Source organism: Streptomyces sp. 3330, from assembly GCF_031456635.1.
In the GTDB taxonomy this organism is placed as follows: domain Bacteria; phylum Actinomycetota; class Actinomycetes; order Streptomycetales; family Streptomycetaceae; genus Streptomyces.
In genome coordinates, this window is sequence record NZ_JAVDVA010000018.1 from 101,643 (window position 1) to 124,787 (window position 23,145).

A 23,145-nucleotide genomic window follows, 5' to 3' on the forward strand; every position below is an offset into this window, starting at 1 on the left:
TGTCCGTTAACTTCCGTGACTCACAAGCCCCGTTCGACCCGCACGGGGCAGGTCGGACAGCGGAGCACCGGCCGGCCCGGCCCGGCACACGAGTCCCCGGGGACGCTTCTCATGACACGCGCCATCTCGTTGCACGACGTCAGCAAGGTCCACGCCCGAGGCGTCCGGGTCGTGGACCGGCTGACGCTGGACATCGCGCCCGGCGAGTTCCTCGTCCTGCTGGGCCCCTCGGGCTGCGGCAAGTCGACCGTGCTGCGCATGATCGCCGGCCTGGAGCACATCACGGAGGGCGAGTTACGGCTCGACGGCGCGTACGCCAACGACCTGGCGCCCTCGGGGCGGGACATCGCGATGGTCTTCCAGAACTTCGCGCTCTACCCGAACATGACGGGCCGCGACAACATCGGCTTCCCGCTGCGCATCGAGGCCCCCGGCGCCGACCCGGGCCCCCGTGTGGACGCCACCGCCCGGATGCTCGGCATCGAGGACCTGCTCGACCGGTTCCCCGGGCAGCTCTCCGGCGGCGAGCGCCAGCGCGTCGCCATGGGGCGGGCCATCGCCCGGCACCCGTCCGCCTTCCTCATGGACGAGCCGCTGTCCAACCTCGACGCCAAGCTCCGCAACCATCTGCGGGCCGAGATATCCAAGCTGACCCGGCATCTGGGCGTCACCACGCTCTACGTCACGCACGACCAGGCCGAGGCCATGTCGCTCGGCGACCGGGTCGCCGTGCTGCGCGGCGGGGTCCTCCAGCAGGTCGGCACCCCGCGGTCCGTCTACGCCCTGCCGCGCAACGTCTTCGTCGCCGCGTTCATCGGCACCCCGCGCATCAACCTCCTGCGCGGCCAGGTCCGCGCCCCGCTCGACGGAGCCATGACGATCAACCTCGGCAAGCAGGCGCTGCGGCTGCCCGAGCCCCACTCCCTGGACCACAAGCTGCTGCGCGTGCAGCAGGGCCGCGAGGTGATCGTCGGGCTGCGCTCGGAGGCGGTCCGCATCGCCACGCCCGCCGAGGCCCGGCCCGGCGAGACGCACATCACCGGTCTGGTGGAGCACGTGGAGTTCCAGGGGCACGAGGTGCTCGTCCACTTCAACACCGGCTCCCGGCTCGCGGTCGTGCCGGAGCTCGAGGCGCCCCGGCCCGTCCGGCGGCCGCCCCGGCGCCGCCGCCGCGAGGGCGGGGTCCTGGAGCGGCTGCGGAAGAGCGCGGGCGCCCTGCGTTCCGGTGCGGTCGAGGTCCTGGACGAGCCGCCGGCGCAGGAGCGGCCGCTCGCGCCCCCGGAGGCCCGGCCCCTCGGCGACCTCGTCGTGCGCACCACCCCCGACTTCGACCTCCGGCACGGGATGCAGGTGCCCCTCCTCGTCGACATCGCCCATCTGTTCGTCTTCGACCAGCACGGCGAGCGCATCAGCCCGGCTCCGGACCGGCTGCCGGACCTCGACGAGTGAGGAGGCGTCCCGAGACGCCCGCGGTCCGGCGTCGCCCGCGTTCTCCCGCCTTCGTCCCTCGGCCTCTGGTGCCAGAAAACTATCAACGCTAGTTTAGGTCGCGGACGACGAGGCCCGCCGAAGGGAACGCGATGAAGGCACATGACGGCATCTACCTCGACGGCGCCTGGCGCCCGGCCGCGGGCCGGGACGTGATCGAGGTCGTCGACCCGGTGGACGAGCAGGTGATCGCCCGGGTCCCGGCGGGCGACGCCGCCGACGTCGACGCCGCCGTGGGGGCGGCCCGCGCCGCCCTGCCGGGCTGGGCCGCGACGCCGCCCGCCGGGCGCGCGGCCCGGCTGACCGCCCTGCGGGACGTCCTTGAGGCCCGCCAGGACGAGATCGCCGAGACGGTCACCGCCGAACTCGGCTCGCCCCTGGCCTTCTCCCGGGCCGTCCACGCGGCGGTGCCGATCGCGGTGGCGGGCTCCTACGCCGAGCTGGCCGCGACCCACCCCTTCGAGGAGCGGGTCGGCAACTCGACAGTGTTCCACGAGCCGATCGGCGTGGTCGGCGCCGTCACCCCGTGGAACTACCCGCTGCACCAGATCGTCGCCAAGGTCGCCCCGGCCCTCGCCGCGGGCTGCACGGTGGTGCTCAAGCCCGCCGAGGACACCCCGCTGACCGCCCAGCTGTTCGCCGAGGCGGTCCACGAGGCGGGCGTCCCGGCCGGGGTCTTCAACCTCGTGACCGGCCTCGGTCCGGTCGCGGGCCAGGCCCTCGTCGAGCACCCCGGCGTCGACCTGGTGTCCTTCACCGGCTCCACGGCCGTGGGCCGGCGGATCGCGGCGGCGGCGGGCGCGGCCGTCAAGAAGGTGGCCCTGGAACTCGGCGGCAAGTCCGCCAACGTCATCCTGCCGAGCGCCGACCTCGCCAGAGCGGTCAACGTCGGCGTCGCCAACGTGATGTCCAACTCCGGCCAGACGTGCAGCGCCTGGACCCGGATGCTCGTCCACCGCGACCGGTACGACGAGGCGGTCGGGCTCGCCGCCGCGGCGGCCGCCAAGTACGCCGACCGCATCGGCCCCGTCGTCAACGCCGCACAACGGGACCGGGTGCGGGGCTACATCGACAAGGGCGTCGCCGAGGGCGCCCGGCTCGTCGCGGGAGGTCCCGAGTCCCCGCGCGCACAGGGCTACTTCGTCAGCCCCACGGTCTTCTCCGAGGTCACCCCCGACATGGCCATCGCCCAGGAGGAGATCTTCGGCCCCGTCCTGTCCGTTCTGCGCTACGAGGACGAGGAGGACGCCCTGCGGATCGCCAACGGCACCGTCTACGGGCTCGCGGGCGCCGTCTGGGCGGCCGACGAGGCGGAGGCGGTGGCCTTCGCCCGCCGGATGGACACCGGCCAGGTCGACATCAACGGCGGCCGCTTCAACCCGCTCGCGCCGTTCGGCGGCTACAAGCAGTCGGGGGTCGGCCGTGAGCTCGGCGCCCACGGCCTCGCCGAGTACCTCCAGACCAAGTCCCTCCAGTTCTAGAGGAGTCAACCGAACATGGCTGTCCGCGCCGCCGTACTCCCCGCCATCGGCGCTCCGTTGGAGATCACGGAGATCGACCTGCCCGACCCCGGCCCCGGCCGGGTCCGCGTCCGGCTCGCCGCCGCCGGGGTCTGCCACTCCGACCTGTCCCTGTCCGACGGCACCATGAGGGTGGCGGTCCCGACCGTCCTGGGCCACGAGGGCGCGGGCACGGTCGTCGCCGTCGGCGAAGGGGTGGAACACCTGGCGCCCGGCGCCGATGTCATCCTCAACTGGGCCCCGTCCTGCGGGCGTTGCCACCCCTGCACGCTCGGCGAGGTGTGGCTGTGCGTCAACGCCCTCAACGGGGCGTCGGAGGTGTACGCCCGTACGACGGACGGCAGGGACCTCCACCCCGGGCTGAACGTCGCCGCCTTCGCCGAGGAGACCGTCGTCCCGGCCGACTGCGTGCTGCCCCTGCCGGACGGCATCCCGCTCACCGACGCGGCCCTCCTCGGCTGCGCCGTCCTCACCGGCTACGGCGCGATCCACCACTCCGCGCGGGTCCGCCCCGGCGAGACGGTCGCCGTCTTCGGCGTCGGCGGGGTCGGCCTCGCCACCCTGCAGGCGGCCCGGATCGCCGGCGCCTCGACGATCGTCGCCGTCGACGTCTCCCCGGAGAAGGAGGAGCTGGCGCGGGCGGCCGGCGCCACCGAGTACGTGGTCGCCTCCGAGAGGACCGCCCGCGAGATCCGCGCCCTCACCGGCAAGCAGGGGGTCGACGTGGCCGTCGAGTGCGTGGGCCGCGCGGTCACCATCCGGGCGGCCTGGGAGTCGACCCGGCGCGGCGGCCGCACCACGGTCGTCGGCATCGGCGGCAAGGACCAGCAGGTCACCTTCAACGCCCTGGAGATCTTCCACTGGGGCCGCACCCTCGCCGGCTGCGTCTACGGCAACTGCGACCCGGCGAGGGACCTCCCGGTCCTCGCCGACCACGTCCGGGCGGGCCGTCTCGACCTCAGCGGCCTGGTGACGGAGCGCATCGCGCTGGAGGACATCCCGGGGGCCTTCGACAACATGCTGGCGGGCAAGGGAGGGCGGGCGCTGGTGGTGTTCTGACGGCGGCCCCGCGCCGGCCGTCTCAGCCCGTCCGGGGGCCTACCCCCCGGTCGGGTCCCGGCGTGTCCGCCGGCGCCGCCTCCACGCCCTGCGCCGCCGCCCCGGCCTCCCGCGCCGCCTCCGCCTCCCGTGCCGACGGCGTGCGCGACGTGCGCGGCCGCGACCGCGACACGGCCACACCCGCCAGGCACAGCGCGCCGCCGGCCAGCGTGAGCAGCCCCGGCACCTCGCCCAGCGCCAGCCACGACATCAGGACGACCAGCGCGGGCACCGCGTACGTGGTCGCGCCCATCCGGCTCGCGGTCGTCCGGGCCAGGGCGTACGCCCACGTGGTGAAGGCCAGCGCGGTCGGGAAGACGCCCAGGTAGACCATGTTGAGCGTGGCGGAGACCGGCGCGTCGGCCGCCTCGTGGACCAGTTGCCCCGCGAACGGCAGACACACCACCGTCCCGATGACGCAGCCGAACGTCGTCACCTGGAGCGCCGTCGCCCGGCCCAGGGCGGGCTTCTGCGCGACGACCCCGCCCGCGTAGCCGAAGGCGGCGAGCAGACACAGCACCACCCCGAGGACCGACGAGCCGCCCTCGCCCGACATCGACAGTCCGACCGCGACCGCGCCCGCGAAGGACACGGCCATCCCCGCCAGCAGCCTCGGCGGCATCGCGTCCCCGAGCAGCCGTGCGCCGAGCAGGGCGATGAGGATCGGCCCGATGTTCACCACCAGGGCCGCCGTCCCCGCGTCCACCTGCTGCTCACCCCAGTTGAGCACCACCATGTAGAAGCCGAACCACAGCACGCCCGACACGGCGATCCCGCGCCAGGCGCCTCTCGGCGGCCACCCCGCGCGCCGTACGGCGCAGATGACCCCCAGCACCAGCGCCCCGGAGGCCAGCCGCCCGAGGGCCAGCGCCCCCGGCGAGTACGCGTCGCCCGCGCTGCGGATCGACACGAAGGCCGAGGCCCACAGCACGACGGTCACGGCGGCCGCACCGGCGGCGAGCAACTCTGTACGACGTTCGGCACGCCGGGGGCTGTTCATCATGCTCCTCAGGCTAGGAAGAAGTGCGGTGGGAAAGCTCGCGGATTTCGGACGAGGGGCCGGGGTCGGGGAACGGCCGGGGACGGGGGCGGGGGAGAGGGGCCCGGAGGCCGGGGGGCGAAGCGGCAGGAGGCCGGAGAGCGGCGGGGCCGCCCGCGTCGGAGGTCCTGCTGCGGCGCGGGGGTCCGTGGGTGCGGTCAGCGCAGCGCAGCCGTCTCGATGCCCAGCAGCTCGCCGAGCGCCCGTTCGCCCGCCGCCGTCACCTTCACGGCCCGCTCGGAGCCGATCCGCACGCACCAGCCCGCGTCGAGGGCGTGCCGGCACAGGGCCGCGCCCGCCGCACCCGCCAGATGGGGGCGCCGCTCGGTCCAGTCGAGGCAGGCGCGGGCGAGCGGCCGCCGGGTCGCGCGGTCGAGCGGGATGCCGCTGCCCTCGAACCACCGCAGCCCGGCCTGGGTCAGGACGAAGCCGGTGGCCCGTTCCCCGGACGCCGACGGCGTCGGTCCACCCGCCCCCGGGCCCGCCTGCGCCCCGCCGGTGAGCTCCCCGGGCCCGCCCGCCGCACTCAGCAGTCCACGAGCGGTGAGCGCGTCGGTGACGGCGATGCCGAGCCGGCCGGCGAGGTGGTCGTAGCAGGTCCGGCCGCGAGCCATCGCCGATCCGGCGCTCGCCGCGCGCAGGGTGCGCGGCCGGTGGGCGGGACGCGGGGCGACCTGGCCGGCCAGATCCTCCACGAGCTGCGCGACCCGGGTGCCGGCGAGCCGTACGTACCGGTGCCGCCCCTGCCGTTCCTCGGTCAGCAGCCCGCCCGCGACCAGCTTGCCCAGGTGCTCGCTCAGCGTCGACGGGGCGACGCCCGCGTGCCGGGCCAGCTCACCGGCGGTCCACGCCCGCCCGTCGAGCAGCGCCAGCAGACAGGCGGCCCGCGTCTCGTCGGCGACGAGCCCGGCGAGTGCCGCCAGCCCGGGCGCCCGCACGTCCCTGTCGTTCCCGGTGTCCGTGATGCTCACACCGTCCAGCATGCGCGACGGACGCTTCGGCGAACGCCGAACCGTGTCGGCCCGGGCCCGTGACGTCCCGCCCCGGCTGCTCCGTGCCGTCGGCGCCCGTGCGCGGACGCGCCCTAGGGCAGCTGCTCGAACTGCTGGGAGAGCCCGTCCAGCAGCGCCGTCAGCCCGGTCTCGAAGGCCCGCTCGTCGATCTTGTCCTGCTGTTCGGCGAGGAGGTGGGCCTGGCCGAGGTGCGGGTAGTCGGCGGGGTCGTAGGCGCTCACGTCGTCGACGAAGCCGCCGGCGAACGAGCCGAGCGCCGAGCCCATGACGAAGTACCGCATCAGCGCGCCGATGGAGGTGGCCTGCGCGGGCGGCCACCCGGCCCGGACCATCGCGCCGTACACCGCGTCGGCGAGCCGCAGCCCGGCGGGGCGGCGCCCGGGTCCCTGGGCCAGCACCGGGACGATGTTCGGGTGGTCGCGCAGCGCGGCGCGGTAGGAGACGGCCCAGTCGCGCAGCGCGGTCCGCCAGCCCCGGCCGTCCTCGAACATCGACAGGTCGACCTGCGCGCTCACCGAGTCGGCGACGGCCTCCAGGATCTCGTCCTTCGTGCGGAAGTGGTTGTACAGCGAGGGCCCGCTCACCCCCAGCTCGGCGGCGAGCCGCCGCGTGGAGACGGCCGGCAGGCCCTCCGCGTCCACGAGCGTCCGTGCGGTCTCGACGATCCGGTCGGTGCTGAGAAGGGGCTTGCGCGGTCGGGCCATGGCGCACATAGTAGGGCTGCACAGCTAAAACTAGCAGTGCTAATTAAATGGGCCGTCGTCAAGCGGTCCTGAAGGCCTTCCTCTGTGGGGTGATCTCGTGGTGAATCTGGCGCTCGACGAGGAGCAGGAGGCCGTCCGGCGGCTCGCCAAGGACTTCGTGGACCGCGAGGTGGCCCCGCACGTCGTCGCCTGGGACCGCGCCGAGGAGGTCGACCGGTCCCTGGTCAAGAAGCTCGGCGAGGTCGGCTTCCTCGGCCTGACGATCGACGAGGAGTACGGCGGCTCGGGCGGCGACCACCTCGCGTACTGCCTGGTCACGGAGGAGCTGGGCCGCGGGGACTCGTCCGTGCGCGGGATCGTGTCCGTCTCCCTCGGACTGGTCGCGAAGACCGTCGCGGCCTGGGGGAGCGAGGAGCAGAAGCGGCGCTGGCTGCCGGGGCTGACGTCCGGCGAGTACGTCGGCTGCTTCGGGCTCACCGAGCCCGGCACCGGCTCGGACGCCGGCAGCCTCGCCACCCGCGCGGTCCGCGACGGCGACTCCTACGTCATCGACGGCACCAAGATGTTCATCACGAACGGAACCTGGGCCGACGTGGTGCTGCTCTTCGCCCGCTCGACGGACGCGCCGGGCCACAAGGGCGTCTCCGCGTTCCTCGTTCCCACGGACACCCCGGGCCTGAGCCGCCGCGCGATCCACGGCAAGCTCGGCCTGCGCGGCCAGGCGACCGCCGAGCTGGTCCTGGAAGGCGTCCGGGTGCCCGCCTCCGCGATGCTGGCGCCCGAGGGCAAGGGTTTCTCGGTCGCGATGTCGGCGCTGGCCAAGGGCCGTATGTCGGTCGCGGCCGGCTGCGTCGGCATCGCCCAGGCCGCCCTGGACGCGGCGGTGCGCCACGCGGGCGAGCGCGAGCAGTTCGGCAGAACCATCGCCCACCACCAGCTGGTCCAGGAACTGATCAGCGACATCGCGGTCGACGTGGACGCGGCCCGGCTGCTGACCTGGCGGGTCGCCGATCTGATCGACCGGGACCTGCCCTTCGCCACCGAGTCCTCCAAGGCCAAGCTCTTCGCCTCGGAGGCCGCCGTCCGGGCCGCCAACAACGCCCTCCAGGTCTTCGGCGGCTACGGCTACATCGACGAGTACCCGGCGGGCAAGCTCCTGCGCGACGCCCGCGTGATGACCCTCTACGAGGGCACCAGCCAGATCCAGAAACTGCTCATCGGGCGGGCGCTGACGGGGGTGTCGGCGTTCTGAGGCCACCTGAGTACGTCTCTGAGTAGGTGCGCGGATGTGACGCGGCCCGCCTCCGCCGAAGCTTGTCCCCATGAGTGACACACCGGTCAAGCAGCAGAGCACGGCGGCGTTCTACGGACAGGCCGTCGCCTCCTTCGGCATCGCCATCGCGGCCACCGCCATCGGCATCTACAACCTCCACACCGACGCCTGGGTGCGCGGCTTCCTGGCGATCGCCGTCCTGTACCTGGTGACCTCCGCCTTCACGCTGGCGAAGGTGATCCGCGACCGCCAGGAGGCCGGGCAGATCGTGAGCCGGGTGGACCAGGCCCGCCTCGAGAAGCTCCTCGCCGACCACGACCCCTTCGAGAAGATCTGAGCAGGCACGCTAAGCGGCCGCTCACCTTCGGCGGTATGGTGGAGCTCCTGTACCGAGAGGGGCGAACGAGCGATGAGTACGGCGGAGGAGACGACCGGCGGCGAGGTCGAGCCGTGGGAAGAGGTCACCCCTGACGCGGCCCGGCGCCTGCTGGTCGCGGCCGTGGAGGCCTTCGCCGAGCGCGGGTACCACGCGACGACGACCCGCGACATCGCGGGCCGCGCGGGCATGAGCCCGGCCGCTCTGTACATCCACTACAAGACCAAGGAAGAGCTGCTGCACCGCATCAGCCGGATCGGTCACGACCGGGCGCTGGCCATTCTGCGCACGGCGGCCGCCGGCGAGGGCGACGCCACGGCGCGTCTCGCGGACGCGGTGAGCTCCTTCGTCCGCTGGCACGCCGGCCGGCGCACCACGGCACGGGTCGTCCAGTACGAACTGGACGCGCTCGGTCCCGACGCCCGCGCCGAGATCCTCGACCTGCGCCGGCAGGTCGACGCCGAGGTGCGCGGGATCATCGAGGACGGGGTGGCGAGCGGCGAGTTCGCCGTGCTGGACGTGCACGGCACGACCCTCGCGGTGCTGTCCCTCTGCATCGACGTGGCCCGCTGGTTCAACGTGGACGGCCCCCGTACCCCCGACGAGGTCGGCGCGCTGTACGCCGACCTCGTGCTGCGGATGGTGGGCGCGGCGAAGTAGCGGCCGCCTAGAGGTAGTAGCGGGCCACCGACTCGGCGACGCACACGGGCTTGTCCCCGCCCTCGCGCTCCACGGTGAAGGCGACGGCCACCTGCACACCGCCGGTGACGTCCTCGACGCCGGTGATCGTCGCGGTGGCGCGCACCCGCGAGCCGACGGGCACCGGGGAGGGGAAGCGGACCTTGTTCGTCCCGTAGTTGACGCCCATCTTCACGTTCTCGACCTTGATCAGCTGCGGTCCGAAGAGGGGCAGCAGGGAGAGCGTGAGATAGCCGTGCGCGATCGTGGTGCCGAAGGGGCCCGCGGCCGCCTTCTCGGGGTCGACGTGGATCCACTGGTGGTCCCCGGTCGCCTCCGCGAAGAGGTCGATCCGCTTCTGGTCGACCTCCAGCCAGTCGGTGTAGCCCAACTGCTCGCCCACCGCCGCCTTCAGGTCGTCGGCGGACGTGAAGATCTTCGGCTCTGCCATGTCTGCGGCCCTCTCGCGTCACTAGCTGCCCATGTCACCGTGCCATAGGTCTAAGCGACTGCTTAGCATGGTCGGGCGCCGGGCCGATGTCAACGGACCCGGGGGCGAGGCGATGGGTAGGCTTCGAGGGGTGCCCCAGATTCCCGAGAAGATCCACGAGCTCACGGTCGGCCAACTCGCCGCGCGCAGCGGTGCCGCCGTCTCCGCCCTGCACTTCTACGAGACGAAGGGGCTGATCAGCAGCCGCCGCACGACCGGCAACCAGCGTCGCTACCACCGCGACACGCTGCGCCGCGTCGCCTTCGTCCGCGCCGCCCAGCGCGTCGGCATCCCGCTGGCCACGATCCGCGAGGCCCTCGCCGAGCTCCCCGAGGAACGCACCCCGACCCGTGAGGACTGGGCCCGTCTCTCGGCGGCGTGGCGCGCGGAGCTGGACGAGCGCATCAAGCAGCTCAACCGGCTCCGCGACCACCTCACCGACTGCATCGGCTGCGGCTGCCTGTCCCTCGCCACCTGCGTCCTGTCCAACCCCGACGACGCCTTCGGCGAACGCGCCTCCGGCTCACGCCTGCTGGTGGACCGGAGCCCGGGCGGGAAGGGCCCGGACGGCGGGAGCGCGGGCGGTGGGAGGGTGGGCGAGCAGCGGGCGGGGGTGCGGCCGGTGGGGGAACGGCCGGTGGACGATCGGCGGGTGGGCGAGGAGACGGCGCCGGGCTGCTGCTGAACGCCCCGGGCGGGTCCGTGCGCCCGCGTGCCGGTGCGCCCGGCGCGTCCCCTGCCCGCCCCCGCCGGGCGGCTCACTCGTACTCGGTTCCGCCCTTGCGGGTCAGATAGGCGCCGCTCACCGCCTTGGCGATCGCCCGGCCCCCGGTCACCGGGCTGTGCCGCTCGACGGCCGGCCGGATCACCACGCCCTCGCGCAGATGCAGCCCGCGTCCGGACACCGTCTCGCGGCCGGTCGCGATCTCCAGGACCCGCTCGCTGTCGTACGGGCCCTCGAACAGGCGCGGCACGAGGGGCAGTTCGCCGTCCAGCAGCTCCGCCGCGTCCAGCCAGCGGACCACGCCGTCGATCTCCGCGGACACGTCGAACACCGCGTACCCGAGGGTGTCGCGCCGGCCGTCGGCGCCGTACGTCAGGTCCTGCACACCCGCTCCGTACACCTCCCCGAAGACGCCGATCCGGCGCGCGCCCAGCCGCTCGGCGAGACGCGCCGCCGCCTCGGGGACGCCATGGCCGCGTACGGCCCGCCAGTACAGGTTCCTCGGATCCTCCGTCAGGGCGAGGGACCTGGAGCCGAAGCCCTTGGAGGAGACGTACACCCGCCCCTCGTCGGCGACATACGTCAGCAGACAGGCCGAGCCGTGCAGCTTCTCGGTCAGGACGACCGGCTCGCCGGGCTCGAAGATGCCGGGGTGGCGCTGGATGTTCTCGATGTCGACCCAGGGCAGCAGATCCGGCGCCGGCTCGACGTCGCCGCTCATCGTCGGCGGGACGGGCGGCACCCATTTGACGATGCCCAGCCGCTCCGCGAAGTCCGTGCCCCGCGCCGCGGCCAGCGCCAGGTCGACGTCCGCCAGCGCCGTGGGCCGGCACACGATCCCCTGCGACAGCTCGCCGCGCAGTCGCACCGCCTTCACCCGGTCCGACCTGCTGCCCGCCAGCCGACCGGTCAGCCCCAGCTCCTCGACCAGCCCGGCGGGGAGCACCGACTGCTCGGGTATGTACACGGCCGCCTCGCCGGTGCGGTACACGCCCTTGGGGACGACGGCCCGGTACAGGCCGACCTGGGCCAGTTCGAGGGCGTCGGCGTTCGGGTGTGCGTGGACGGTCAGCACTTCGGCGGTGACGCGCAGCGTCGACATGCGGGCTCCTTCAAGGACTGAGAGGCAGGGCTCGGTCGGGTTTCATCACCCCCGACCTTCCCCGCCGCAAAGCGGTGGAGCGACCGGATTTGCGGCTGGTAGCGTCGCCCCTTCGACCGTGCCGCTCACCCGAGCAGGGCGAGCGCCTCCGTCACCAACCGGGCGTTGGAAGGGGCCCGTTCGCCGTTCGGCAGGGCCAGTGTGTCCTCCAGGCCCACGCGGGTCGCCAGGCCCAGCCGCGCCGCCAGCCGCAGGACCGGCCACGCGCCGCCGTCCTCCCCGTGCAGCAGGACCGGACGGCCGAACGCGGCGCCGAGCTCGGTCAGGAGAGCGAGCGCGGTCGACCCGGCCGTGTCGGGGGCGGTGTCCGTCACCTCCGCGAGTACCCGCAGCGTCCGGGGGCCGAGGGGGGAGCGGGCGAACCGGGCCGCCCCGTCCGTACCCGACCAGACGCCGGCCTCCACGCCCACGCCTCGCTCCAGCAGGGCGGCGGCCAGCTCCTCCGCGCCGGGCTCGTGCCAGTTGACGGAGGCGTGGTCCGGCAGCACGGTCCAGTCCCGCACCCGGGCGAGCCGGTCCGCCGGGTCCGGGTGCGCCCAGGCTCCGGTCGTCACACCGATCGGCACCGACACCCGCGCGCGTATCGCGTCGAGGGTCGCCGCGACCAGGCGGGGCGACAGGGTGTCCCGGCCGCACGGTGTCTTCGGATGGACATGGACATCCGTGGCCCCCGCCGCGACGGCCTCGGCCGCCGCCTGCGCCATCGCCTCGGGTGTCAGCGGCACGTTCGCGCCGTCCGCGGCGCCGCGCGCTCCGTTGAGACAGACCTGCACCATGCCCCGATGGTGACACCCGCCACCGACAACGGCCTCGGACCACGGAATTGGGCAGGGGGCCACAGCCTCGGACGCCCGCCCCGAACCACGCCCTCGGGCCACGGCAGCGGTGGGGGCCGTCGGTCGACGGCGTCGGTCCGCCGGCCGGAACAGGGGGTGCGGCATCCCCGGCGCACCCCCGCCGTGCTCTCAGGCCGGCCGCGGGCCGACCTCGGGCAGAGCTCAGGCCGGTGTCAGGCCGACACCAGCAGTCGTCCGTTCCTGGCGTACGCCAGGGCCTCCGGGGTGAGTACGGGGCGCGGTACGAGAATGCCGCAGTCCGCGCAGACCGGGCCGGCCGACGGTTCGTGATCCAGGTCGTACTTCCACGGCAGCCGTTCGCCGCCGCACACCGGGCAGCCGGTACCCGGCGCGCGCTCCAGCGCGGCGATCAGCTTGCGCAGCACGCCGGCCAGCGGCTCACGGGGGTGAAGCCGCGGGTCGTCGCACCAGGCGACACCGAAACCGCCCCAGGTCAGCCGGTGCCAGTCGTCCACGGTGCCGGGCCTGCGCAGCCCGTCGTGCTTCTCCTTCTTGCGGCGCTCGGCGAACTCGACCTCGTAGGCAAGCCATACCGCCCGCGCCTCCTCCAGCTCGTCCAACGCGGCCACGAGCCGCGCCGGATCGGGGGAGCGGTCCTCAGGACCGAACCCGGCCCGGGAGCACAGGTGGTCCCAGGTCGCGCGGTGTCCGTAGGGGGCGAACCGTTCGAGGCACTTGCGCAGTGAGTACCGCCGCAGTGCCAGATCGCACCGGGGGTCTCGCACCTGTCTCGCCAGACTCCGGAAACCGGCCATCGCCTTGCACCTCCGTCACATCTGCATCTGCACTTCGGTCACTTCGGCGTCGTCGTACGGACGTCGTCGAATAGACGTATCGACATGCGATTCGGCTCCATCCGATCTCCGAGGACCTCCCGCTGCCGAAAACTTGACGCATGTTCATCTTCAATCCCGGGGATACCGGCGGTAACCTTCCGCCGACCCCCCCGTCGCTAGGAGCAGCCGATGCCACGGCGAACCCCCCGCTTCACTCTCGACAGACTGAGAACTCCCGGCAGATTCCCCGGGTTCCTGAAGACAGCCTCCGTATGCGCCCTGATTGCCGGTCTTTTGTCGCCGCTTTCCCAAGTGGCGGCGGCCGCCGAGGTCACGGCGGCGAACGACTACTGCGGCGGCCAGTGTTCCGACATCCTGCCGCCCGGCGAGAACGGCAACGCCACGCTGGCGCAGATCCTCCTCAACCAGGCCTTCGGCACCCAGCCCGACCACGCCGAGGACCAGCTCGGCCCCTACGCCAACCTGGCCAAGGGCTACCCGACGCTGACCAACGCCACGATCAACACGTTCTTCAACGACGCGTCGTTCGGTGTCGCCGCCGATCAAGTCGCCTCCACCCTGAGCCCCGCGGGCCGCAGCGACGTGACGATCGTCCGCGACAAGAAGACCGGTGTGCCGCACATCACCGGTACCACCCGATACGGCACCGAGTTCGGCGCCGGGTATGCGGCGGCCCAGGACCGGCTGTGGCTCATGGACGTCTTCCGGCACGTCGGCCGTGGCCAGCTCACCGCCTTCGCGGGCGGCGACCCCTCCAACCAGGGTCTTGAACAGCAGTTCTGGCGCAACGCTCCGTACACCGAGGCAGACCTCCAGGCCCAGATCGACAATGCCGTGGCCGGCAACGGCGCCCGCGGCCGGCAGGCCCTCGCCGACGCCAACGCCTACCTCGCCGGCGTCAACGCCTACATCGACGCCTCCGACAGCGGCCGCTACTTCCCCGGTGAATACGTCCTGACCGGTCACAAGGACTCAATCACCAACGCGGGCACCATCGACCACTTCAAGATCACCGACCTGGTGGCGCTCGCCTCGGTCATCGGCGCGCTCTTCGGGTCGGGCGGCGGCGGTGAGGTCGACAACGCGGTGTCGCTGCTGGCCGCGCAGGAGAAGTACGGGGTGGAGGCGGGCACCCAGGTCTGGGAGGCGTTCCGTGAGCGCAACGACCCCGAGGCCGTGCTCACCGTCCACGACGGCCAGAGCTTCCCGTACGCCACCAAGCCCGCGAGCCCGCAGGGCGGGGCCCTTCCCGACCCCGGCTCGGTGACCACGGAGCCGCTGATCCACGACGCCACCGGCACCGGGGGCGACGCCGAGGCCGGCGCGGCCTCCGCCACGGCGACCGCGGCCGCCCTCGGCTCGGCCAGGCGCGGCATGTCCAACGCCCTGGTCGTCAGCGGCCGGTCGACCGCGAGCGGTCACCCGATCGCCGTCTTCGGCCCGCAGACCGGCTACTTCGCCCCGCAGCTGCTCATGCTCCAGGAGATCCAGGGCCCGGGCATCAGCGCCCGCGGCGCCTCCTTCGCGGGGCTGAGCATGTACGTCGAGCTGGGCCGCGGCCAGGACTACGCGTGGAGCGCCACGACCTCCGGCCAGGACATCATCGACACCTACGCGGTCGAGCTCTGCCAGGACGACCACCACTACCTGTACCACGGCGCCTGCACGGCCATGGACGTGGTGGAGCAGAAGAACGCCTGGAAGCCCACCACCGCCGACGGGACGGCCGCCGGTTCCTACACGATGCGCGTGTACCGCACCAAGTACGGTCCCGTGGAGTACCGGGCGACCGTGGGCGGCAAGAAGGTCGCCTACACGACCCTGCGCTCGTCCTTCATGCACGAGGCCGACTCGATCATCGGCTTCCAGATGCTCAACGACCCGGACTACGTGCAGAGCCCGCAGACCTTCCAGAGCGCGGTGCAGCACATCAACTACACCTTCAACTGGTTCTACGCCGACTCCGCGCACACCGCCTACTACAACAGCGGCGACAACCCGGTGCGGGCGAGCGGCGTCGACCCGGAGTTCCCGGTGTGGGCGCAGGCGGCGTACGACTGGAAGAGCTGGGCGCCGGCCACCAACACGGCCGAGTACACGCCCGCTTCGGCGCACCCCCGGTCCGTCGACCAGGACTACTACATCTCCTGGAACAACAAGCAGGCCAAGGACTACTCGACGGCCTCCTGGGGTGGCGGGTCCGTGCACCGCGGCAACCTGCTGGAGGACCGGGTGAAGAAGCTGGTCGCGGCCGGCGGCGTCACGCGCGCCTCCCTGACGAAGGCGATGGCGGACGCGGCCCTCGCCGACCTGCGCGCCGAGGACGTCCTGCCCGACCTGCTGAAGGTGATCAACAGCGCCACGGTCACCGACTCCACGGCCGCGGCCGCGGTGACCAAGCTCCAGACCTGGCTGACGGCCGGCGGCAGACGGACGGAGACGGCGGCGGGGTCCAGGACGTACGCCGACGCCGACGCGATCCGCATCCTGGACGCCTGGTGGCCGCTGCTGGTGAAGGCCGAGTTCGAACCCGGCCTCGGTACCGGCCTGTACACGGCGTTCACCGCGAACCTGCCGATCGACGAGGCTCCCTCGGCCGCCCACGGCCCCACCGGGGCACACGCCGGAAGCTCCTTCCAGTACGGCTGGTGGAGCTATGTCGACAAGGACATCCGGGCCGTGCTCGGCGAGTCGGTGCAGGGCGCGCTGCCCCGGAAGTACTGCGGCAGCGGCACGGTGAGCAGTTGCCGCGACATCCTCATCAGCACCCTGAAGACGGCGGCCGGAAAGACGGCGGCCCAGGTCTACCCCGGCGACACCCTGTGCGCGGCGGGCAACCAGTGGTGCGCCGACTCGATCGTCCAGCGGACCCTGGGCGGCATCAAGCACGGCAACATCAGCTGGCAGAACCGGCCCACCTTCCAGCAGGTGGTGGAGTTCACCTCGCACCGCTAGTCCCCGCGGCGGCGGGCCGGTTCCAGCGGATCCGGCCTGCCGCCAGCACCAGCCGCGCCAGCTCGGGGTGCACGATGTCACTGTGCGCCCCGGCCGGCGCCCCGCCGCGCCGGACCACCGCCGCGGCGTCGACGTTCACGCACCCCGACCGCGGCAGCGGCCCGGACAGCGCGTCGGCCAGCGCGCACGCGTGCGTGCCCGGCACGGCCTGCACCCCGTCGTGCCCCAGAGCGCCCCACTCGGCCCCCAGCGCCTCCCCGACGAGCCCCCGCGCGTCCCCCGCCATCCGCGAGGCCAGCGGGTACATCGTGCTCAGCGCCCGGTCGAACCGCGAGTAGCAGCACACCAGGGGACCGTCGATCCGGTTCTGCTGGCCCTGGAGCACTCCTCGCGGCGCGAACGCGTAGTGCGAGAAGGCCCCTTGGAGCAGCGTCACCGACTTCACCGTGCGCACCCCGTCCGGCAGCCCCCGCAGCGCGAACGACACCAGCCGCCCGCCGAAGCTGTGCCCCACCAGATGCACCCGGACGGCCGGCGCCACCGCCGCCAACCGCCCGACGAACGGCCCGAGTCCCCGCTCGCCGACCGTCCCGGCACGCCGCTTCATCGCGTAGTACGTCGCCTGCCGCAGCAGCTCGTGCGCCCCGTCCCACGGGCCGGGCAGCGCGAACTCCCCGGCCCCCGGTGGGCCATCGGGGCCGGACAGGGCCCGCGCGAACCGCTCGCAGGCCACCGCCGTCGGGCAGGCGAACATCTCCGGCTCGTCCTGCGGCACCCCCTCGGCCAGCGTGTCCGCGCCGAACAGGGCCTGCGGTCCCGGCGGCACCACGTCCACCAGCAGCCGCACCAGCCGGCCGAACTCCTCCAGTTCGGCCTCCTCGGGCGGCCGCTGCTCCAGCAGCCGTGCGATCCGGTCGACCACCGTGGCCCGGCCGGGGAACGTCTCGAGCAGCGCGTGCCGGGTGTCCCCGTCCAGGGCCGGGCGCCGGGTCTCCGCCGCCGTCACGGAGTGCGGGAAGTCGGGGATCGGCTCGTCCGAGAACCGCATCGACGGCCACACCACGCCCACGTAGCCGATGCGTGCCGCCGGGGCCAGCGCGGGGATCGGGGCGAAGAAGCGGCTGTAGAGCCGGGTCGCGCCGGAGCGGTCGCTGTTCCAGCCGTGCGAGAAGACGATCAGATCCCGCACGCCGCTCCGCTTCACCCCGGTCAGCAGCCGGTCCCGCCGCGCGCCGTCGACGTCACCGTCGGCGTCGAAGGTCAGCTCCCAGTAGGGAGTCACGCTCATCGCCGGATCCGCCATGACAGGCCCCCTCGTCCCCCGAAGCGGTGCGCCAGGTGCGCGCATCGTCCTGCGAACGGGGTCAATTGGCCATACGTCACGGCACATCCGTACAAGAGGCAATCCCGTCCCGTCCGCCGGAAGAGGTCCGTGCGGATCCGGGGCACCCCTTCCGCCGCAACATACCGACTGGTTAGTCTGACGGTAGAGCCGATTCGTGCCGCAGTCGCGTCGAAGGAGACCGATGGTGGAAGCCGTGCAGGATGCCGGAGTGGTCGTGACCGGAGCGGGAGGCGGTATCGGGGCCGCGCTGGCCCGCCGTTTCGCCGCCGAGGGAGCCCGGGTCGTCGTCAACGACCTGGACGCGGACCGGGCGCAGGCCGTCGCCGACGAGATCGGCGGGATCGCGGTCCCCGGCGACGCCTCCGGGATCGTCGACCGGGCCCGGGAGGCGCTCGGCGGAACCGTCGACGTGTACTGCGCCAACGCCGGCGTCGCCTCGGGCGGCTCGGAGTCGGCCGAGGAGGCCGTCTGGGCGCTCGCCTGGGACGTCAACGTCATGGCCCATGTCCGCGCGGCCCACGCGCTGCTCCCGGACTGGCTGGAGCGCGGCCGGGGCCGGTTCGTCTCGACCGTGTCCGCCGCCGGGCTGCTCACGATGATCGGCGCCGCCCCGTACAGCGTGACCAAGCACGGCGCGTACGCCTTCGCCGAGTGGCTGTCGCTGACCTACCGGCACCGCGGGATCAAGGTCCACGCGATCTGTCCCCAGGGCGTCCGCACCGACATGCTGGACGCCACCGGCAGCGCGGGCGACCTGGTGCTCAAGCCGACCGCGATCGAGCCGCAGGACGTCGCGGACGCCCTGTTCAAGGGCATCGCCGAGGACCGCTTCCTGATCCTGCCGCACCCGGAGGTCGCCGGGTACTACCAGTTGCGGGCCGGGGACCCCGACCGCTGGCTGGGCAACATGAACCACCTCCAGCAGAAGTGGGAGACCGCCGGATGACCGCGCCCGCCTCCCGCTACGCGGCCCAGCCCTGGGTGGCCCTCCTCGACGAGGCCCAGCGCGCCCCGATCGACCCCGCCGACTCCCTCGTGCACGCCTTCCGCAGGTCCGTGGCCGAGGCCCCCGAGCGCACCTGTCTCGCCTACTTCGACGGGCGGCTCGGCTACCGCGAGGTGGACGAGCTCAGCGACTCCGTGGCCGGACACCTCGCCGCCCGCGGCCTGGAGCCCGGCGACCGGGTCGCCGTGCTGCTCCAGAACTCCCCGCTCTTCGTCCTCGCCCTGCTCGGCGCCTGGAAGGCCGGCGCGACGGTCGTCCCCGTCAACCCGATGTACAAGGCGGGCGAGGTGGCCCACGTCCTGCGGGACGGCGAGGTCACCGCGCTGATCTGCTCCGACCGGGCCTGGGAGTCGTATCTGCGGGAGACGGCCGCCGACTCGCCGGTGAAGATCGTGCTCACCGGCTGCGAGCTGGACTTCCAGACCCGGGGCGACGCGCGGGTGCTGGCCTTCGAGCGGCTCCCGCAGGCGGCGGACGCCGACGACCTCACCACCGTCGCCCGCGCCGGCCACAAGGCTCCCGAGGGCCGCGAGGCCGCCCCCGCCGACATCGCCCTGATCAGCTACACCTCGGGCACGAGCGGCGCCCCCAAGGGCGCCACCAACACCCACCGCAACATCATGGTGAACGCCGAGCGGCAGCGCACCGGGCTGCGCCTGCCCGAGGCGCCCGTCTACTACGCGCTCGCGCCGCTCTTCCACATCACCGGCATGGTCTGCCAGCTCGGCGCCTGTCTGAACAGCGCGGGGACGCTCGTCCTGACGTACCGCTTCGAGGCGGGCCTGGTGCTGGAGGCGTTCGCCGAGCACAAGCCGCACTACACCGTGGGCCCCTCCACCGCCTTCATGGCGCTGGCGGCCCACCCCGACGTCACCCGGGACCACTTCGCGTCCTTCGTGAACATCTCCTCGGGCGGCGCGCCGGTGCCGCCCGCCCTGGTGGAGAAGTTCCGGGCGGGCTTCGGGCCGTACATCCGCAACGGCTACGGACTCACCGAGTGCACCGCGCCCTGCGCCTCCGTGCCGCCCCAGCTCGAGGCGCCGGTCGACCCGGCCTCCGGGACCCTCGCCGTCGGCGTGCCCGGGCCCGACACGGTCGTCCGCATCGTCGACGACCAGGGCGCGGAGGTGCCCTTCGGCGAGCAGGGCGAGATCGTCGTGCGGGGGCCGCAGGTGGTCCCCGGGTACTGGCGCCGCCCCGAGGCCACCGCCGAGACCTTCCCCGACGGCGAGCTGCGCACCGGCGACATCGGGTTCATGGACGAACAGGGCTGGCTGTACGTCGTCGACCGCAAGAAGGACATGATCAACGCCTCCGGCTTCAAGGTGTGGCCGCGCGAGGTCGAGGACGTGCTGTACACGCATCCGGCGGTACGCGAGGCGGCCGTCGTCGGGGTGCCGGACGGTTACCGGGGGGAGACCGTCAAGGCCTTCATCAGCCTGCGTCCCGGCGCCGACGCGGATGCGGATACGCTCGCGGCCTACTGCAAGGAACGGCTGGCGGCGTACAAGTATCCGCGCCAGGTGGAGATCCTGCCCGACCTGCCCAAGACGGCGAGTGGCAAGATCCTCCGTCGGGAGCTCCGCTCCCGTCCACAGGACAGTCAGTGACAATCAGCGGCACGTCAGCAGTGAGACAGCCGGTACGGCTCGCCGATGCGGCATAGAGGAAGGCAGGTGGCGGCAGTGCCCAGGACGACGGACGGTGACGGGACACCCGTGCCGCAGCGGCTGCTGGCCGCCGCCACCCGGCTCTTCGCCGAGCAGGGCTACGACCGGACCTCGGTGCAGGAGATCGTCGAGGCGGCAGGCGTCACCAAGGGCGCGCTCTACCACTACTTCGGCTCCAAGGACGACCTGCTGCACGAGGTGTACGCGCGCGTGCTGCGCGTGCAGCAGGAGCGTCTGGACGCCTTCGCGAACGCCGACGAGCCGATCGACAAGCGGCTGCGGGGCGCGGCGGCGGACGTCGTCGTCACGACGATCGAGAACCTCGACGACGCGTCGATCTTCTTCCGCTCCATGCACCACCTGAGCCCCGAGAAGAACAAGCAGGTGCGGGCCGAGCGCCGGCGCTACCACGAACGCTTCCGCGCCCTCGTCGAGGAGGGCCAGGAGGCCGGCGTGTTCTCCACGGCGACCCCGGCCGACCTGGTCGTGGACTACCACTTCGGCTCGGTCCACCACCTGTCGACCTGGTACCGCCCGGACGGTTCGATGGGGCCGCAGGAGGTCGCCGATCACCTGGCGGATCTGCTGCTGCGCGCGCTGCGCCCCTGACCGGGCGGGCACACGGGTGTGCGGGGCGGTCGCCGTGGCGGCCGCCCCGCACCGCGTGACCTAGGAACCGGCCCCGAGGTACTTCTTGAGTTCCCGGCGGGCGAGCGAGCGCTGGTGGACCTCGTCCGGGCCGTCGGCGATCATCAGGGTCCGGGCGCCGGCGTACAGCTCGGCCAGGGGGAAGTCCTGGCTGACGCCGCCCGCGCCGTGCAGCTGGATCGCGCGGTCGAGGATGCCGACGACCGCACGCGGCGTCGCGATCTTGATGGCCTGGATCTCCGTGTGGGCGCCCCGGTTGCCGACGGTGTCCATCATCCACGCGGTCTTGAGGACCAGCAGCCGCAGCTGCTCGACCGTCACCCGCGCGTCCGCGATCCAGTTGTGCACCACGCCCTGCTGGGCCAGCGCCTTGCCGAAGGCGTCGCGGGAGACCGCCCGGCGGCACATCAGCTCGATGGCCCGCTCCGCCATGCCGATCAGGCGCATGCAGTGGTGGATGCGGCCGGGGCCGAGCCGGGCCTGGGCGATGGCGAAACCGCCGCCCTCCTCGCCGATCAGGTTCGTCACCGGCACGCGTGCCTGCTCGAAGACCACCTCGGCGTGACCGCCGTGGGAGTGGTCCTCGTAGCCGAACACCTTCATGGCGCGCGTGACCGTGACGCCGGGCGTGTCGCGCGGCACCAGCACCATGGACTGCTGGCGGCGCGGGTCGGAGCCGTCCGGGTCCGTCTTGCCCATCACGATGAAGATCTTGCAGTCCGGGTTCATCGCCCCTGAGATGTACCACTTGCGCCCGGTGATGACGTACTCGTCGCCGTCCCGCTCGATGAGCGTGGTGATGTTGGTGGCGTCGGAGGAGGCCACCTCCGGCTCGGTCATCGCGAACGCCGAGCGGATCTCCCCGGCCAGCAGCGGCTCCAGCCACTGCTTCTGCTGCCGCTCGTCACCGAACTGGGCGAGCACCTCCATGTTCCCGGTGTCCGGGGCCGCGCAGTTGAGGGCCGTCGGCGCCAGCTGCGGGGAACGGCCCGTGATCTCGGCCAGCGGCGCGTACTGGAGGTTCGTCAGACCGGCGCCGTGCTCGGCGTCCGGGAGGAACAGGTTCCACAGGCCCAGGCCGCGGGCCCGCTCCTTCAGCTCCTCGACCACGGCCGGGGTGTCCCACGGCGAGGCGAGCTGCGCGCGCTGCTCCTCGGCGACGGGCTCGGCCGGGTACACGTACTCGTCCATGAAGGCGAGCAGCTCGGCGCGGAGCTCCTCCGTGCGTGCGTCGAACGCGAAGTCCATTCCGGTCAGCCTTCCTGGAGAGTGGTCAGTCCGTGCTCGATGAAGACGGGGACGAGCTCCCCGATGCGGTCGAAGCCGCGCCCGACCGTCTGGCCCAGCGTGTACCGGTAGTGGATGCCCTCCAGGATCACGGCGAGCTTGAACCAGGCGAACGCCGTGTACCAGGAGACCGCCGAGACATCGCGCCCCGAGCGGGTCGCGTACCGCTCGATCAGCTCGGCGGGCGAGGGGTGCCCGGGGGCGGAGGCGGTCGTGGTGATGGGCGAGTTCGGCAGCTCCAGCGGCACGCTGTACATCACCAGCAGCCCCAGGTCGGTCAGCGGGTCGCCGAGCGTCGACATCTCCCAGTCGAGGATCGCCCGGATCGTGTCGTCGGGCCCGATCAGGACGTTGTCGAGCCGGTAGTCGCCGTGTACGACCGCCGGGGCGGGGGAGTCCGGCAGCCCGCGGCCGAGCGCCGCGTGCAGCTCGTCGATCCCGGGCAGGTCGCGGCTGCGTGAGGCGTCCAGCTGCTTGCCCCATCGGCGCAGCTGCCGGTCGAGGAAGCCCTCGGGCCGGCCGAAGTCCGCCAGGCCCACCGCGGCGGGGTCCACCGCGTGCAGCTCCACCAGCGTGTCCGCCAGCGAGAGCACCGCGTCCCGGGTGCGCCGCTCACCGAGCGGGGCGAGTTCGCCGGCGGTGCGGTAGGGGGTGCCCTCGACGAACTCCATGACGTAGAAGGGCGCCCCGGGCGCCGCCTCGTTGCCGGGGTCCTCGCACAGCAGCACCGGGCGCGGCACCGGCACGCTCGTCGGGTGCAGTGCGCTGATCACCCGGTGCTCGCGCCGCATGTCGTGCGCGGTGGCCAGGACGTGCCCGAGCGGAGGGCGCCGCACGACCCACTTCGCGGTGCCGTCGGAGACCGCGTAGGTGAGGTTCGACCGTCCGCCCTCGATCAGCCGGCCGGTGAGGGGGCCGTCGACCAGGCCGGGCCGCTCGCGCTCCAGCAGGGCGCGCAGGCGGTCGAGGTCGAGTCCGGGCGGGTGGTCGGGGCTCATGCGCAGCTCCTGCGGAC

General features: G+C 73.0%; 21 protein-coding genes. 11 read left to right on the top strand and 10 right to left on the bottom strand.

Annotation, left to right across the window (positions count from 1 at the left end):
• Positions 1 to 111 precede the first annotated feature (111 nt).
• From J2X68_RS27415 to J2X68_RS27425, 3 genes are all read left to right on the top strand, one after another.
• Positions 112 to 1,449: an ABC transporter ATP-binding protein gene (locus tag J2X68_RS27415; protein ID WP_310435243.1), complete on the top strand. Its 1,338-nt coding sequence runs from the start codon at positions 112 to 114 to the stop codon at positions 1,447 to 1,449.
• A gap of 131 nt (positions 1,450 to 1,580) precedes the next feature.
• Entirely contained in the window at positions 1,581 to 2,969 is a 1,389-nt protein-coding gene (locus J2X68_RS27420; RefSeq protein ID WP_310435244.1) for an aldehyde dehydrogenase family protein, read from the top strand.
• A 15-nt stretch (positions 2,970 to 2,984) separates the two neighbouring features.
• Positions 2,985 to 4,067 (top strand): Zn-dependent alcohol dehydrogenase, encoded by a 1,083-nt coding sequence (locus J2X68_RS27425; protein WP_310435245.1) that lies wholly within the window; start codon positions 2,985 to 2,987, stop codon positions 4,065 to 4,067.
• A 22-nt stretch (positions 4,068 to 4,089) separates the two neighbouring features.
• Here the strand turns inward: J2X68_RS27425 and J2X68_RS27430 are convergent, their stop codons facing one another.
• The 3 genes from J2X68_RS27430 to J2X68_RS27440 all read right to left on the bottom strand — a co-directional run bounded on the left by J2X68_RS27430 (position 4,090) and on the right by J2X68_RS27440 (position 6,862).
• The gene (locus J2X68_RS27430) at positions 4,090 to 5,109 is read right to left on the bottom strand and encodes a DMT family transporter (RefSeq protein WP_399040956.1); all 1,020 of its coding nucleotides are present in this window, start codon (positions 5,107 to 5,109) and stop codon (positions 4,090 to 4,092) included.
• A gap of 194 nt (positions 5,110 to 5,303) precedes the next feature.
• Complete coding sequence (locus J2X68_RS27435) at positions 5,304 to 6,128, bottom strand: winged helix-turn-helix domain-containing protein (protein ID WP_310435246.1); 825 nt, start codon at positions 6,126 to 6,128, stop codon at positions 5,304 to 5,306.
• Between the two features lie 101 nt (positions 6,129 to 6,229).
• Positions 6,230 to 6,862, bottom strand: coding sequence for a TetR/AcrR family transcriptional regulator (locus J2X68_RS27440; protein WP_310435247.1), 633 nt, complete (start codon positions 6,860 to 6,862; stop codon positions 6,230 to 6,232).
• A gap of 100 nt (positions 6,863 to 6,962) precedes the next feature.
• Here J2X68_RS27440 and J2X68_RS27445 point away from each other — a divergent pair, with 100 nt between their 5' ends.
• The 3 genes from J2X68_RS27445 to J2X68_RS27455 all read left to right on the top strand — a co-directional run bounded on the left by J2X68_RS27445 (position 6,963) and on the right by J2X68_RS27455 (position 9,171).
• Positions 6,963 to 8,114, top strand: coding sequence for an acyl-CoA dehydrogenase family protein (locus J2X68_RS27445; protein ID WP_310435336.1), 1,152 nt, complete (start codon positions 6,963 to 6,965; stop codon positions 8,112 to 8,114).
• A gap of 70 nt (positions 8,115 to 8,184) precedes the next feature.
• A complete protein-coding gene (locus tag J2X68_RS27450) occupies positions 8,185 to 8,472 on the top strand; it encodes a YiaA/YiaB family inner membrane protein (protein ID WP_020128241.1) in 288 nt (95 codons plus the stop codon).
• A 72-nt stretch (positions 8,473 to 8,544) separates the two neighbouring features.
• On the top strand, positions 8,545 to 9,171 hold the full coding sequence (locus tag J2X68_RS27455) for a TetR/AcrR family transcriptional regulator (RefSeq protein ID WP_310435248.1): 627 nt from the start codon (positions 8,545 to 8,547) through the stop codon (positions 9,169 to 9,171).
• Positions 9,172 to 9,178: 7 nt separating this feature from the next.
• On the opposite strand, the gene J2X68_RS27460 is transcribed toward J2X68_RS27455, so the two are convergent.
• The gene (locus J2X68_RS27460) at positions 9,179 to 9,640 is read right to left on the bottom strand and encodes a MaoC family dehydratase (protein ID WP_310435249.1); all 462 of its coding nucleotides are present in this window, start codon (positions 9,638 to 9,640) and stop codon (positions 9,179 to 9,181) included.
• A 130-nt stretch (positions 9,641 to 9,770) separates the two neighbouring features.
• Between J2X68_RS27460 and soxR the strand changes: the two genes are divergently transcribed.
• Positions 9,771 to 10,364, top strand: coding sequence for a redox-sensitive transcriptional activator SoxR (soxR, locus tag J2X68_RS27465; protein WP_310435250.1), 594 nt, complete (start codon positions 9,771 to 9,773; stop codon positions 10,362 to 10,364).
• A 73-nt stretch (positions 10,365 to 10,437) separates the two neighbouring features.
• Here the strand turns inward: soxR and J2X68_RS27470 are convergent, their stop codons facing one another.
• The 3 genes from J2X68_RS27470 to J2X68_RS27480 all read right to left on the bottom strand — a co-directional run bounded on the left by J2X68_RS27470 (position 10,438) and on the right by J2X68_RS27480 (position 13,177).
• Positions 10,438 to 11,505 carry an RNA ligase (ATP) gene (locus J2X68_RS27470; protein ID WP_310435251.1) on the bottom strand — a complete coding sequence of 356 codons (1,068 nt, stop codon included), beginning with the start codon at positions 11,503 to 11,505 and terminating at the stop codon, positions 10,438 to 10,440.
• 125 nt (positions 11,506 to 11,630) lie between these two features.
• Entirely contained in the window at positions 11,631 to 12,341 is a 711-nt protein-coding gene (locus tag J2X68_RS27475; protein WP_310435252.1) for a 3-keto-5-aminohexanoate cleavage protein, read from the bottom strand.
• Positions 12,342 to 12,574: 233 nt separating this feature from the next.
• Positions 12,575 to 13,177: a hypothetical protein gene (locus tag J2X68_RS27480; protein WP_310435253.1), complete on the bottom strand. Its 603-nt coding sequence runs from the start codon at positions 13,175 to 13,177 to the stop codon at positions 12,575 to 12,577.
• Positions 13,178 to 13,387: 210 nt separating this feature from the next.
• Here J2X68_RS27480 and J2X68_RS27485 point away from each other — a divergent pair, with 210 nt between their 5' ends.
• Entirely contained in the window at positions 13,388 to 16,174 is a 2,787-nt protein-coding gene (locus tag J2X68_RS27485) for a penicillin acylase family protein (protein ID WP_310435254.1), read from the top strand.
• Here J2X68_RS27485 and J2X68_RS27490 read toward each other — a convergent pair.
• Positions 16,158 to 17,477 (bottom strand): serine-threonine protein kinase, encoded by a 1,320-nt coding sequence (locus tag J2X68_RS27490; protein ID WP_310435255.1) that lies wholly within the window; start codon positions 17,475 to 17,477, stop codon positions 16,158 to 16,160. The two genes, J2X68_RS27485 and J2X68_RS27490, sit on opposite strands and share 17 nt — an antisense overlap.
• A 223-nt stretch (positions 17,478 to 17,700) precedes the next feature.
• Here J2X68_RS27490 and J2X68_RS27495 point away from each other — a divergent pair, with 223 nt between their 5' ends.
• The 3 genes from J2X68_RS27495 to J2X68_RS27505 all read left to right on the top strand — a co-directional run bounded on the left by J2X68_RS27495 (position 17,701) and on the right by J2X68_RS27505 (position 20,804).
• Positions 17,701 to 18,465, top strand: a complete 765-nt coding sequence (locus J2X68_RS27495) for an SDR family oxidoreductase (RefSeq protein ID WP_310435256.1) — start codon at positions 17,701 to 17,703, stop codon at positions 18,463 to 18,465.
• On the top strand, positions 18,462 to 20,135 hold the full coding sequence (locus J2X68_RS27500; protein ID WP_310435257.1) for an AMP-binding protein: 1,674 nt from the start codon (positions 18,462 to 18,464) through the stop codon (positions 20,133 to 20,135). The genes J2X68_RS27495 and J2X68_RS27500 overlap by 4 nt, the downstream gene beginning before the upstream one ends.
• 75 nt (positions 20,136 to 20,210) lie before the next feature.
• The gene (locus tag J2X68_RS27505) at positions 20,211 to 20,804 is read left to right on the top strand and encodes a TetR/AcrR family transcriptional regulator (protein WP_310435258.1); all 594 of its coding nucleotides are present in this window, start codon (positions 20,211 to 20,213) and stop codon (positions 20,802 to 20,804) included.
• 60 nt (positions 20,805 to 20,864) lie between these two features.
• On the opposite strand, the gene J2X68_RS27510 is transcribed toward J2X68_RS27505, so the two are convergent.
• Positions 20,865 to 22,091 carry an acyl-CoA dehydrogenase family protein gene (locus tag J2X68_RS27510; RefSeq protein ID WP_310435259.1) on the bottom strand — a complete coding sequence of 409 codons (1,227 nt, stop codon included), beginning with the start codon at positions 22,089 to 22,091 and terminating at the stop codon, positions 20,865 to 20,867.
• A gap of 5 nt (positions 22,092 to 22,096) precedes the next feature.
• Positions 22,097 to 23,128: a phosphotransferase family protein gene (locus tag J2X68_RS27515; protein ID WP_310435260.1), complete on the bottom strand. Its 1,032-nt coding sequence runs from the start codon at positions 23,126 to 23,128 to the stop codon at positions 22,097 to 22,099.
• Positions 23,129 to 23,145: the final 17 nt, after the last annotated feature.